Origin of the sequence: Natronorubrum daqingense (genome assembly GCF_001971705.1) — an archaeon.
GTDB classification, from domain to species: Archaea; Halobacteriota; Halobacteria; order Halobacteriales; family Natrialbaceae; genus Natronorubrum; species Natronorubrum daqingense.
The window spans coordinates 1,676,898-1,689,067 of the sequence record NZ_CP019327.1 but is presented as its reverse complement, the minus strand read 5'-3'; the positions used below and the strand labels follow the sequence as shown (position 1 = coordinate 1,689,067).

Genomic DNA, 12,170 nt, shown 5'->3' with positions numbered 1-12,170 from the left:
ACTCGATACCGGTGCCGCTCGAACCGTCGAGTATCTGGGATCGACACTCGCCGTCCTCGAGGCATCTACGGACGTTCTGCCGTTCATAGTCAACCATTCGCGTCGGTCCGTGTAAAATTCGAGGGCCACACACGGGATGTTGCGCGGGTTTCCTCACATTTGTCCGAGGTGAGGAACGCTCGAGTGGGCAGGTGTTATGCAAGAACGTGGTTACTATTACGACGAACTCGGACGGGAAGTTTTAACTAACCGCTGTTGTTATGCTCGATCGTCCAAAATGGGGGCTTCCGATACACTCGCGGACTACTTCGGATTCGACGAACACGAGACTGACTATCGAACGGAAACGCTCGCCGGCGTGACGACGTTCCTGGCGATGGCGTACATTATTCTGGTCAACCCGGTGATCCTGAGCGACGCGATCGTCATTGACGGCTACTCGGAGGAGGCCGTGATGCAGATGATCGCCGTTTCCACCATTATATCGGGCATCGCGGCGATCCTCGTCATGTCGCTGTACGCCAATCGACCGTTCGCACTCGCCTCGGGAATGGGATTGAACGCCTTCTTCGCGTTCACCGTGGTTCTCGGTCTCGGCGTGCCGTGGGAACTCGCGCTCGTCGCGGTGTTCGTCGAGGGAATCGTCTTCATCGCGCTCACCGCGGTCGGGGCGCGAAAGTACATCATCCAGTTGTTCCCCGAACCCGTCAAATATGCCGTGGGGGCTGGTATCGGTGTCTTCTTACTCTTCATCGGACTGGAACAGATGGGAATCGTCGTTCCGGGGCCTGAAGACGGAGATATCGTCGAGTTAGCGAATCTCTTCACGAGTCCGGCTGCCACGCTCGGAATCGTCGGCCTCGTCGTCACGTTCATGCTCTACGCTCGGGGCATCACGGGCGGGATCGTACTCGGCATCCTGGCGACCGCAGTCAGCGGCTGGCTGTTGACCATCGCCGGCCTCGTCACCCCCGACGTGCTCACCCCCGAGGGGGCGTACGACGACGTGACGAACGACGGACTCGCGTCGGTCATCGGCGGCACGCACTACGACATCACGCCGCTGATCAGCGGCTTTTTCGACGGCTTCGGCATGGTCGCCGAGGATCCACTCGTCTTCTTACTCGTCGTCTTCACGTTCTTCTTCGTCGACTTCTTCGACACCGCGGGCACCCTGATCGGCGTCTCGCAGGTCGGGGGCTTCCTCGACGAAGACGGCGACCTCCCCGAAATGGAGAAACCGCTGATGGCCGACGCAGTCGGGACGACCGTCGGTTCGATGATCGGGACTTCGACCGTGACCACGTACATCGAGTCCTCGACCGGGATCGAAGAGGGCGGCCGAACCGGATTCACCGCGCTCGTCGTCGGTGGCCTCTTCGCCGTCTCCTTGCTCTTCGTTCCGTTGCTCGAGCTCATCCCCGGCTACGCGACGTACGTCGCGCTCGTCGTCGTGGGTATCATCATGCTCCAGGGCGTCGTCGACATCGACTGGAACCACCCCGCGTGGGCGATTTCGGGCGGGCTGACCATCACGATCATGCCGCTGACGATGTCGATCGCGAACGGCCTCGCCGCGGGGATCATCAGCTACCCGCTGATCAAAGCCGCGATGGGCGAACGCCGCGAGGTCTCGCTCGGTCAGTGGGCACTCGCCATCTCGTTCATCGTCTACTTCGTCGTCTACTTCGCCGTCGAAGCCGGCGAAGTCGCGTTCTAACCCGCAGACACTCCGATTTCTCGTTTTTCGCGTTCACTGTCGCCACCACACTTCAGAAACCAGTGTTCTCTTGAGTCTGTGGCCGCTACACACACGTATGGCAGACATTACGATGTACGAACTCCCCGGTTGCCCGTTCTGTGCGAAAGTGCGAAGCAAACTCGACGAACTCGAACTCGAGTACGACGTCATCGAGGTTCCTCGGTCCCACGAAGACCGAACCGAAGTTGAGCGTCTGAGCGGTCAGACCGGCGTTCCAGTCATCACCGACGAGGCCAACGGCGTCGAGGGGATGCACGAGAGCGACGACATCGTCGAGTACTTAGAAGAGACGTACGCCTGAGTTTCGACGACCCATCGGTTTCGTCGTTCTGCGCGATCCAATCGCTGAGTGGGAGGTAAATGAAAGACGAACGTAACGACGGCGAGTAGAATACGGACCGTCGGGTACCGTCGTCGATTCAGGCCGCTTCTTCGTGTTCGGCACGCTCGCGGATGACCTTCTGGAGTTCGGCGACGTCGCCGAGTTCCGCGAGTTCCTCGCGTTCGACCAGTGCGGTGCCGTCGACGGACTCCTGTTTCGCTCGTTCGACGACGTACACCGACCGCGTGTGGGTGACGCGACCGATCGAACTCATGATCCGAGCGCGTTTCTTCGCTGCCTTCGTGAACTTCGAGTGGCCGGTGAGCACGACGTCGTTGTCGCCGTCGTCTTCGTCACGACTGACGGCTTTAAACGGTGATCGAAGCGTCGGGTGGACGCTGTAGCCGGCTTTCGTCAGGACGGCGACGACCTGTTCGTCGTCCGGGTCGGCGTCCGGATCGTCCGGCGTCGTCTCCGTCTCGTGAACGTCGTCTGCGCCTTCGAGAACGTCGACCGGGCTCGTCAGGGGTGTCTCGAACAGTTCCTGAAGTGCCATCGCCACCTCGACGGAGGCGTTCATGCCGTCTTCGTACTTCGAGACGGTGCGACGGGAGACGCCGAGTTCGCTGGCGAGTTGCCCGAGACTCCACTCCCTGTCTTCGCGCTCGTCGGCGAGCAAGTCGCCGTCGATGTTGACGTAGAGGCCGCCGGGTGCGGCGTAGATCAGCGGCGGCACGTCCTCGATGAACAGGTTGTACGCCGTATCGGGGCTCAAGACCGGGACGCCGTGACGGAAGTACGTCACGTCGGGTTTGAGATCCTCGTCGCGACTGCGCAGGCCGATGACCAGCGGCGTCGCCTCGAGGTAAGTGCCGAGACGACGCATCTCGTGGCCCGTGGCCTCGTTGAACGCGTCGATATTGCCGAGGATCTTGACCAAGATCAGATCGTCGCCGCGGCGGGCGGCGATATCGAAACTCTTCGGCCGGATCGCACACCGGTCACTGACCACGAACCCCGCGTCCTCGAGCATCGCGGTCACGTTGCCGACCAGTGCCGAGCGGGACATAGAGGGATATAAGCGATTCCTCGTATAAGACGTTTTCCCCGATGCCTGCCCGCCGTGTCGCGGTTCGATCGGAGACGGGAGTAGCCTTATGTAACACTCCTCTTTACCAGCGGTAACCACGCTGCGACTGCGATATTTTTGACGACGGCGGGTGCTCGAGGGGGCCTGATCGTCGGGTCGATGGTAGGCACTCGAGAGGGGCTGATCGTTGGAACGACGGTCGGCACTCGAGGTCGCTCCGAAAGCGGTTACTCGGCTCCGTCCTAACGCTCTCCCGATGACCGTCGTCGGCCTCGACGATACCGACTCGAGAGAGCGCGGCATGTGCACGACGTACGTCGCCGCCCAGATCGCGGAGCGGTTGGCTTGCGACCCGGCGAGCGACAGTTCCCCTTCAGATCCGGTCTCACGCGTCTGTCTCGTCAGACTCAACCCCGCCGTTCCGTACAAGACGAGGGGGAACGCCGCACTCGCCATCCACGCGGACGTCGACCCCGACCGCGCGTTCGCTATCGCACGAGACCGACTCGAGTCGCTCGCGGAGACGGCCGACGAGCGGACGAATCCCGGACTCGTGGTCACCGGAGACGAGCCCGAAACCGTCCCGACAGACGTGAGCGCGTTCGCCAAGCGAGCGATCCGCGAGCACCTCTCAATCGCCGACGCGACGGCCCTGATCGACAGTCACGACTATCGCTCGTGGTCGGCGGGGAACGGACGCGGACGAATCGGTGCGCTGGCCGCTATCGGAAGCTGGCAGGCACGCTCTGAGTGGACCTACGAGTACATCTCCTATCGCGACTCGAGTCGCTGGGGCGACCCGCGTGCGATCGACCACGAGAGCGTCTTCGACGCGGCGGCGCGGGGCTATCCCGACGTCTGGGACACGGTCGACCGCGGCGAGGACGAAACGGTGTGCGTCCCCCACACTCCCGGTCCGATCCTTCACGGGATTCGGGGCGACGATCCGGACGCCGTCCAGGAGGTTGCGAACCGAATCGAGGGCGAACCCGTCGCCTCGAGTCGCCTCTTCGTGACGAATCAGGGAACGGACGCTCACCTGCGGAACGGAACAATCGAGCGTGCGTCGGACGGCCGCGCCTACCGGCTCGACGGCCGGGTCGCGAGCGAGCCTGAAACCCGCCGCGGCGGCCACGTCTTTTTCACCTTCGAGAGCGTGCCGGCGGGCGAGTCACGCCTCGAGTGCGCCGCGTTCGAGCCGACGAAGCGCTTTCGCGACCGCATTCGCGCGCTTCGTACGGGTGATCGACTCACCGTCTGCGGCGAGGTCGCGGACGGGACACTCAAACTCGAGAAGTTCGCCGTCCGCGACCTCGTGCGGACGGAGCGAACCACGCCGACGTGTCCCGCCTGCGAGCGGACGATGAAAAGCGCCGGGCGGGATCAGGGCTATCGCTGTCGCGACTGTGGGACGAGTGCCGAGGGCAAAGTCGAACGGGAATTGGATCGTGATCTCGAAGAAGAATGGTACGAGGTGCCGCCGTGCGCGCGTCGCCACATCGCGAAGCCGCTGGTTCGCGGGGGGTTCGACGCGCCGACGCGGTGTGAGCGGTGATTTTCGACCGAATTACTCGAGGGCGATTCCGCGCCGGGCGAGGTAGTCGCTCGCGTCGTTGATTTCGACCGGGCTGCCGATGACTCGGTAGTAGTCGTCGCCCTCGGGAACGATCGTCACGGTAAACGCCTCGTCCAACGAGGGCTCGAGGGCGTCGACGATCGATCGCGTGAGCACGAGTTGCGTGCTGTCGCGCAGCTGCGCCGCGTTCGACATACGTACTCGAAGCCGCGCATCCGATTTATGGGTGTCGTATTACGTTTTCACGGCGCTCCGACGGAAGAAACGAGTCGCTCACGTCTCGTCCTCCGCGTCGATTGCCGTTCGCGCTGCGTGCCGGTGATGGGCCGACTAAGTCGCTCATAGTCACGGTTTTCGTTCCTGCAACGATCGAGGGACGATCGATTAGTGACGAACGATCACCGGCGATTAATAGCGACGTAGTGGTCGCGAGACGTATGGCCGAAGTGCTCGCGAAATCGCTGACGACGAAATCAGTCGTCGGCGTCGACGGCATCGAGTTCGGAACCGTCCACAACATCACGCTGAGTCCGAAATCCGGCACGCTACACGACCTCGTCGTCACGCCAGCCGAGAAGATCAAATCGCGATCGATCGATTTCGAGACCAACGGCGAGGGACGGCTCTTGATTCCGATCGACCGGATCAAGGTCGTCAAAGACACGATCATCGTTCAGTAGTGGGTTCGACCGGGGTCGGGTTGTCGCCCGCTCGCGAAGGGGTCGAAAGTGTTTTTCGGCACGGACGGTAGAGTACAGACAAATGGGGCTCGAGGAGGAAATCGAGGACATCGAAGAGGAAATCGCCAATACGCCCTACAACAAGTCGACCGAGGCCCACATCGGCCGGCTGAAGTCGAAACTCGCGGAGAAAAAAGAGAAGCTGCAGAACCAGTCGTCCGCCGGTGGGGGCACCGGCTACGACGTCGAAAAGACGGGCGACGCGACCGTCGCGCTGGTCGGATTCCCGAGCGTCGGGAAGTCCTCGTTGTTGAACTCGCTGACCAACGCCGACAGCGAGACCGGCTCATACGAGTTCACGACCCTGGACGTCAACCCCGGGATGTGCAAACACCGCGGGGCGAACATGCAACTGCTCGACGTCCCCGGATTGATTCAGGGTGCGGCGACGGGCAAGGGTGACGGCAAACAGGTCCTCTCGGTCGTGCGAAACGCGGACCTCATCCTCTTCGTCCTCTCGGTGTTCGAGATCGAACAGTACGAGCGACTCCAGGAGGAACTGTACAACATCAACATCCGTGTCGATCAGGACCCGCCGCGGGTGACGGTCCGGCCGAAGATCAAAGACGGGATCAAGATCACCTCGAGCGCGGATCAGGATCTCGACGAGGAGACGATTTCGGACGTGTTGCGCGAACACGGCTACGTCAACGCCGACGTGAACCTCGGCGAGAAGGTCGACATCGACCGGTTGATCGACGGGCTGATGGAAAATCGCGAGTACATCCCCTCGATCACCTGCGTCAACAAGGTCGACCTGATCGAACCCGACTACAAGGAAACCGTCGACGAGCAACTCCGCGAGCGCGGGCTCGACCCGGAGGAGGTCACCTTCATCAGCGCCGAGGCGGAGCGAGGGCTCGAGTCGCTCAAGGATGACCTCTGGGATAACTTGGACCTCATCCGGGTCTACATGGACAAGCCGGGCCGTGGCGTCGACTACGAGGAACCGCTCATGTTAGAGCGCGGGTCGACCATCGAGGACGCCGTCGACAAACTCGGTGGCGAGATGAAAGAGCGATTCCGGTTCGCCCGCGTGTCGGGGCCGAGCGCGACCCACGACGAACAGCAAGTCGGCGACCAACACGTGCTCGAGGACGAAGACGTGTTGAAGCTCATTTTGCGGCGGTAGGCGTAATCCGGGTTTCGAGGCGGAGTGACTCCGAACCGGTCGGTCTCGAGTGAAATCGGATTCTCGCCGTTGGGCCGATCGCAGCCGAACTTCTCGAAGCGTCGCGTACTGCCCTCTCGTTTCAAATTTTGGTATTTTCACCCTCGAATTGTACTATCAACACCATTATCAGCTCGTTCGACGAGTGAATAGCCATGTCTGACTTTGGAGCGCTTTCGATCGTCCCGCCGTTGCTCGCGATCGCGCTCGCGATCGTGACGCGGCGACCGATGCTCTCGTTATTTTTGGGCATCTGGTCGGGGGCGATCATTTACACGGAGAGTCTCGGACTCGGACAGACGTTCGAGTGGATCACCACCGCGATCATCTACGACGAAGGCTTTCACGTCCAGATCCTGTTGTTTACGATCTTGCTCGGCTCCGGCGTCGCGTTGATCTGGCGACTCGGCGGGGCTCTCGCGGTCAGGAACTGGGCGACGAGTCGCCTCGAGACCCAGCGAAACGTCGGGCTGACGACGTGGGTGCTCGGGATGCTCATGTTCTTCGACGACTACGCCAACACGGCAATCGTCGGCTCGACGATGCGCGAAATCTCGGATCAGATGCGCATCTCTCGCGAGAAACTCTCCTACATCGTCGACTCGACGGCCGCCCCCGTCGCGACGATCGGGCTCTCGAGTTGGGTCGCGTTCCAACTCTCGTTGATCGCGGGCGCGTACGAGGACCTCGGCGCGGACGGCGAGGCACCGACAGCGTTCGAGACGTTCGTCTGGTCGATTCCCTACAACACGTACGCGCTGCTCGCGATCATGATGGTCGGCATCATCGTCTACACGGGCCGGGACTTCGGCGAGATGCTCGACGCCGAACACCGGGCCTGGCAGACCGGGAAGGTCAACCGCGAGGACGCCCAGCCGCTCCAGGAAGTCGAGAAGGACCTGGGCCAGCCGATCGAGAAGCGACCGATGCTGCGGACGTTCTTCGCCCCCGTGGTCGTTCTCATCACCGTCACGTTGGCCGGCGCGTTTTGGACGGGGTACGACGAGTGGGTCGGGGAGCAGGCCGAAGAGGGTGCGCCGACGGCGCTCGACGCTGCCGTCGCCGAGGACGGAACGCTGCAGGTGCTCGTCGACATCGTCGGGGCCGGCGACTTCGCTGGGGCACTCGTCTGGGGCTCGTTCGCGATGGTCGCCACGGCAATCGCCATCGGCGTGGCCTACGACCTCTTCGATCTCGGCGACGGCGTCGATACCGTCCTCGACGGCTTCCGGTTGATGATCACCGCCGTGACGATCCTCGTCCTCGCGTGGACGATCACTGAGGTCGCCGAGGTCCTCGAGACGGGCGAGTTCGTCGCCGGTTTCGTCGGCGAGGCGATTCCGCTCGAGCTCTTGCCGATCGCCGTCTTGTTCGTCGCCGCCTTCGTCGCGTTCACCATGGGATCCTCGTGGGCGACGATGGGGATCGTGACGCCCATCGCGATTCAGGTGACCTACGAACTCACCGGCTCGTTCGACATGATGCCCGTCATCGTCGGCGCGGTGTTCTCCGGGGCGATCTTCGGCGATCACACCTCGCCGATCTCCGACACCTCGGTGCTGTCGTCGACGTTTACCGGGGCCGACCTGATCGACCACGTGCGCACGCAGTTGTACTATGCGGGAACGGTCATGCTCGTCGTCGTGGGCTGTTACCTGCTCTATGGCTACCTGAGCGTCCCGCCGGTCGTCTTCGTGCCGCTGGGCGCACTCGCGCTGGTCGGCCTCGTCTACGGCCTCTCGGAGTTCGACGCTCGTCGCCGAGGCGTCGAGCCGAAGGCGTCCTCGGTCGACTCTCGGCTCGAGAACGGCGACTCGAGTAGTCGATCGGACGCTGGGACGGACCCTGAGGAGTAACGTACCCCGGCTCGATTTGGGGGCACTGACGGGGGTCTTCGACTCGCGGAGTTGATTCTGGGGGCGATATTCCGAAGTACCAACGCTTATGACCGACGTGTCGAAACGGTTTCACGATGCAGGGGCTTCCCTCGTTGACGCCGTTCCGTCGTGATCTGGCGCTCGCACTTCTCGCACTCGCGCTCCTGGCGGTCCCGCTCTGGGGTGCCTCGTACATTCCGCCGACCACGTCCTATCAGTACGATCGCGCCGAGGTCGTCTCGACCGAGACGTCCATCGAGTACGTCGACGGCGGCATGCCGTCCACCGTTCCGGTCAGCGACGAAATCGGTTGTGCCGACCCCTGGGAGATCCGAACGTGCACGCTCGAGGGCCAACTCGAGAACGAGACCGTGACCACCGAGTACACGTCGTCCGATCCGGATTCTGACGCGGAGACACTCTCCGATTGGGATCGCTACGGGTACGTCCTCCTCGACGAAACGCTCTACGAGACGACCCACGCGGCCAACGAGTCCGCACCGTCCGACGACGGCGGGTACCGAATCGATATCGGCCTCGAGCCCGCCTCGACGGACGCCGCGCTCGCAGACGTCGCGGTCGACAGTTCGGCGGTGTCTTCGGAGGCCGCGACGGTCGCGAACGAGGGGCACCTCGAGACCGACGAGGAGATCGACGTTCCCGAGACGCCGATCGAAACCGACGACGGGAGTTACTATCGCGTCTACGAGAGTGGCTCGAGCAGCCGTTCGGTCCTCGTGACGCCGGTAATCGACGCGTTGCTTCCCTTCGTCCCCGCGGGAGTCGGACTGTTCTTACTGATCGGACTCTCGCGACGGGTCGAGGTCGCTTACACCGGGTCGGACGCCGAGGACTGATCGGTTTCGGTGTGGTCGCGGCGTCGTCGATGGGGCACGGGAGGCGAGCAAACCACCGGCTTCGCCACGTTTTTTGAGTCTCTGCCCGTTGTGTCGCGTATGGACGGCACTGTCGACCACACGATGATCCGCGTCTCGGATCTCGAGGAATCGCTCGAGTGGTACCAGACCCACCTCGCCTACGAGGAGAAAGATCGCTTCGAGGGCGACGGCTTCACCATCGTCTACCTCGGACCAGAGGAGATGCACGAGGACGGCGCGTTGCTCGAACTCACGCACAACGAGGGCGAGGATATCGAGATCGGCGACGCGTGGGGCCACATCGCCGTTCGCGTTCCCGACGGCGAACTCGAGGAGCACTACGAGCAACTGATGGACCAGGGCGTCGAGGACTACCGCGATCCGGAGAGCTGTGACGGTCGCTACGCGTTCATCAAGGACCCGGACGGTCACGAGATCGAGATCGTCAAGCGCGACCCCGACGAGGGTGCGCTCTGGTCGCTCGACCACACCATGATTCGCGTCGAGGACGCCGACGAGGCGCTTGGCTTCTGGACGCGGAAGTTCGAGTACGACGAGGTCAAGCGCTGGGAGTCGGACACGTTCGCGAACTACTTCGTCGAACCGAGCGACGCCGCCCCGGCGGCGATGTCGGTCGAGTTGACCTACAACTACGACGGACGGAGTTACACCCAGGAAAACGGTTGGGGACACCTCTGCGTGCGCGTGGACGACCTCGAGGAGGACTGGGAGCAACTGCAGGTTCGGGAGGCCCCCGACTACCGAGACCCAGAGAGCAACGACAACATGTACGCGTTCACGAAAGATCCGGACGGCCACGAGATCGAACTGCTCGAGCGAGATCCGGAGGCCGACTCGCTGTTCCCGTTCTGAGCGTTTTTTGGTCCAGATTTTTCGGGCGAGCGCCGCGGACGCGGCGAGAGTGAAGAAAGCGGTGGCAGCCGACGGGCACGAGATCGGGCTGCTCGGGCGAGATTTCGAGACTGACTCGCCGTTCTCGTTTTGGGCGTGCGATACCCGTGCGTTTCGTGGCTGTTCGCCGTCGACACAGACTCGCCGACGGACTCGAACTCGAGCGGCCGGTCGGCGTTACTCGAGGGCGTCGTTGTCGGCGTCCCACGTCGCCGAGGCCGACACCCGTCCGGCGTCCCTATCGATCTCGAGCGTGACGTCGTCAGCCGAGGAGCCGACGTCGGCTTCGAGTTCGGACTCCGTCTCGTCGTCGATCGAGTCGAAGGTCGCTGCGAGGTTTCCGTCCGCACTCTCGTCTTCCTCGAGCGAGAGCGAGGCGACGATGCCGGTGGCTCCGTCGAATTCCTCGTCACCTGCCGCGTTCGGTTCCTCGAGTTCTTCCTCGTCGGGGGCCGTCGTCTCGTCGTCTTCGTCCTCGCCGTAGCCGCCGAAGACGATCTGCCCCTCGCCCGCCGTCTCGAGGAGCCACTCGATGTCCGCTTCTGCGTCGGTCGCGCGCTCACCGTCGCCCTCGACGCCCTCGAGAACGGGGGTGAGGCTGTCGATGCCGTCGTCGGTCTCGCCGCCGGGTGCGAGGACGATCGCCTCGGCACTGACGGCGACGGCGTCGCTCGTCGCCGTGGACTCCGCGTCGTCTTCCGGTTCCGATTCGTAGACGGTGAACTCGCCGTGCTCGTCGGTCTGCTCGAACGTGGCCGCGTCCATCAGCGGGTCGTCGTGTTCCTCGAGGAGTGCCGTTTCGACCTCCTCGACGTCGACGTCACCCGTGAACACGTACGCGTCGTTGACGAGGAGGAGTTCCTCGAGCGTGGTCTCGGCGTCGTCGGCTGCCAGGGCGTCACCTTCCATGTCGATCACGGTATCCAATCCGGTGCCAGCGGTTCCGAACGACGCGCCCATCGCGACCGCGAGCATGCCCGCCATCGGGACGGCAATCATCGGATCTTCGTCCTCGTATTCGTCGGACGCGTCGTCTTCCTCGGGGTCCGTCGGATCCGCCTCGTCATCGTCGGCGTCGTCCTCGAGTTCCTCGAGGCCAGCCCAGTCGATGTACGCGAAGGTTGCGCGTTCGTCGTCCATGACTATCCACGACTCGTACGCGGGGAGCGCGTCGGACTCAGAGCCACTGTCGTCATCGTCGCCGTTTCCACCCAGACAGCCAGCGAGTCCCGTCGTCGAGAGGACCGCTGCCGTTCCCGCCGCCTTCAACATCGTTCGCCTGTCGACTGTCATCGAGTGCTGTATTGACAAGCACTCTTCAAATTAGTTCCGGAGTGCTGAGGCGGGGATTTGGGGCTTTCGAGTCGGTAGCAGCGCCAACGACGACGTTCACGAAATACGGATTCTATATTTTGATTGAATGAATGGGGAGATGGTAGGTCTCGAGTTTCACTGGTGAGCTGTCGCAGTCCAGTGGTGCTCGAGTAGGGTCAGCCAACGGGTTCGGTCGGTTGCTGTAGGTGGCACGTACTCGAGGGAGTTCCTAAGCGAATTTGGGATGGACCTCACCGATCACAAACAGTTTCTTTCCAGAGACTTTTATGGAATAGTATGTCTTTCTCGAGACGTTCAGGTTGTGGTGGATGCCGAAATCGACACTTTGAGTGGCAATTCTATCGGTTTCCTCCACCGCCGGTTATTCAACTTTTGCTGAATAAATAGCTGGATGAAGTATCCAGAAAACTTATTACGGGATGCTTTATAGTTTCTCTTACCCCTACCCGGTGCGAGTCAGTACAATCGTTGTACTGCACACATACTCGCACTCCTGGTGAATCGCGC

At 62.4% G+C, this 12,170-nt stretch carries 11 protein-coding genes; 8 read left to right on the top strand and 3 right to left on the bottom strand.

What is annotated here, in order from left to right; translation table 11 throughout:
- Window positions 1-277 precede the first annotated feature (277 nt).
- Window positions 278-1,720, top strand: coding sequence for an NCS2 family permease (locus BB347_RS08260; RefSeq protein ID WP_076580448.1), 1,443 nt, complete (start codon window positions 278-280; stop codon window positions 1,718-1,720).
- 97 nt (window positions 1,721-1,817) lie between these two features.
- Window positions 1,818-2,063, top strand: coding sequence for a glutaredoxin family protein (locus tag BB347_RS08255; protein WP_076580446.1), 246 nt, complete (start codon window positions 1,818-1,820; stop codon window positions 2,061-2,063).
- 118 nt (window positions 2,064-2,181) lie between these two features.
- Here BB347_RS08255 and BB347_RS08250 read toward each other — a convergent pair whose 3' ends face one another.
- Window positions 2,182-3,153: a transcriptional regulator gene (locus tag BB347_RS08250; protein WP_076580444.1), complete on the bottom strand. Its 972-nt coding sequence runs from the start codon at window positions 3,151-3,153 to the stop codon at window positions 2,182-2,184.
- A 277-nt stretch (window positions 3,154-3,430) separates the two neighbouring features.
- On the opposite strand from BB347_RS08250, the gene BB347_RS08245 reads away from it, so the two are divergent.
- Window positions 3,431-4,729 (top strand): tRNA(Ile)(2)-agmatinylcytidine synthase, encoded by a 1,299-nt coding sequence (locus tag BB347_RS08245; RefSeq protein ID WP_076580442.1) that lies wholly within the window; start codon window positions 3,431-3,433, stop codon window positions 4,727-4,729.
- A 12-nt stretch (window positions 4,730-4,741) separates the two neighbouring features.
- Here the strand turns inward: BB347_RS08245 and BB347_RS08240 are convergent, their stop codons facing one another.
- Window positions 4,742-4,945 (bottom strand): VNG_1110C family protein, encoded by a 204-nt coding sequence (locus BB347_RS08240; RefSeq protein WP_076580440.1) that lies wholly within the window; start codon window positions 4,943-4,945, stop codon window positions 4,742-4,744.
- 242 nt (window positions 4,946-5,187) lie between these two features.
- Between BB347_RS08240 and BB347_RS08235 the strand changes: the two genes are divergently transcribed.
- From BB347_RS08235 to BB347_RS08215, 5 genes are all read left to right on the top strand, one after another.
- Window positions 5,188-5,430 (top strand): PRC-barrel domain-containing protein, encoded by a 243-nt coding sequence (locus BB347_RS08235; protein WP_076580438.1) that lies wholly within the window; start codon window positions 5,188-5,190, stop codon window positions 5,428-5,430.
- 82 nt (window positions 5,431-5,512) lie between these two features.
- Entirely contained in the window at window positions 5,513-6,622 is a 1,110-nt protein-coding gene (locus tag BB347_RS08230) for an OBG GTPase family GTP-binding protein (RefSeq protein ID WP_076580436.1), read from the top strand.
- A gap of 194 nt (window positions 6,623-6,816) precedes the next feature.
- Window positions 6,817-8,517 carry a Na+/H+ antiporter NhaC family protein gene (locus BB347_RS08225; protein WP_076580434.1) on the top strand — a complete coding sequence of 567 codons (1,701 nt, stop codon included), beginning with the start codon at window positions 6,817-6,819 and terminating at the stop codon, window positions 8,515-8,517.
- Window positions 8,518-8,633: 116 nt separating this feature from the next.
- Window positions 8,634-9,395, top strand: a complete 762-nt coding sequence (locus BB347_RS08220; RefSeq protein ID WP_076580432.1) for a hypothetical protein — start codon at window positions 8,634-8,636, stop codon at window positions 9,393-9,395.
- A gap of 99 nt (window positions 9,396-9,494) precedes the next feature.
- Window positions 9,495-10,289 (top strand): VOC family protein, encoded by a 795-nt coding sequence (locus tag BB347_RS08215; RefSeq protein ID WP_076580430.1) that lies wholly within the window; start codon window positions 9,495-9,497, stop codon window positions 10,287-10,289.
- A gap of 216 nt (window positions 10,290-10,505) precedes the next feature.
- Here BB347_RS08215 and BB347_RS08210 read toward each other — a convergent pair whose 3' ends face one another.
- On the bottom strand, window positions 10,506-11,621 hold the full coding sequence (locus BB347_RS08210) for a hypothetical protein (RefSeq protein WP_139326992.1): 1,116 nt from the start codon (window positions 11,619-11,621) through the stop codon (window positions 10,506-10,508).
- Window positions 11,622-12,170 lie beyond the last annotated feature (549 nt).

What these genes read in the sequence shown, in the direction of transcription:
- BB347_RS08245 (WP_076580442.1), top strand. Translation starts at nt 3,431, where the DNA reads ATGACCGTCGTCGGCCTCGACGATACCGACTCGAGAGAGCGCGGCATG.
- BB347_RS08255 (WP_076580446.1), top strand. Translation starts at nt 1,818, where the DNA reads ATGGCAGACATTACGATGTACGAACTCCCCGGTTGCCCGTTCTGTGCG.
- BB347_RS08210 (WP_139326992.1), bottom strand. Translation starts at nt 11,621, where the DNA reads ATGACAGTCGACAGGCGAACGATGTTGAAGGCGGCGGGAACGGCAGCG.
- BB347_RS08240 (WP_076580440.1), bottom strand. Translation starts at nt 4,945, where the DNA reads ATGTCGAACGCGGCGCAGCTGCGCGACAGCACGCAACTCGTGCTCACG.
- BB347_RS08230 (WP_076580436.1), top strand. Translation starts at nt 5,513, where the DNA reads ATGGGGCTCGAGGAGGAAATCGAGGACATCGAAGAGGAAATCGCCAAT.
- BB347_RS08220 (WP_076580432.1), top strand. Translation starts at nt 8,634, where the DNA reads ATGCAGGGGCTTCCCTCGTTGACGCCGTTCCGTCGTGATCTGGCGCTC.
- BB347_RS08235 (WP_076580438.1), top strand. Translation starts at nt 5,188, where the DNA reads ATGGCCGAAGTGCTCGCGAAATCGCTGACGACGAAATCAGTCGTCGGC.
- BB347_RS08260 (WP_076580448.1), top strand. Translation starts at nt 278, where the DNA reads ATGGGGGCTTCCGATACACTCGCGGACTACTTCGGATTCGACGAACAC.
- BB347_RS08250 (WP_076580444.1), bottom strand. Translation starts at nt 3,153, where the DNA reads ATGTCCCGCTCGGCACTGGTCGGCAACGTGACCGCGATGCTCGAGGAC.
- BB347_RS08215 (WP_076580430.1), top strand. Translation starts at nt 9,495, where the DNA reads ATGGACGGCACTGTCGACCACACGATGATCCGCGTCTCGGATCTCGAG.
- BB347_RS08225 (WP_076580434.1), top strand. Translation starts at nt 6,817, where the DNA reads ATGTCTGACTTTGGAGCGCTTTCGATCGTCCCGCCGTTGCTCGCGATC.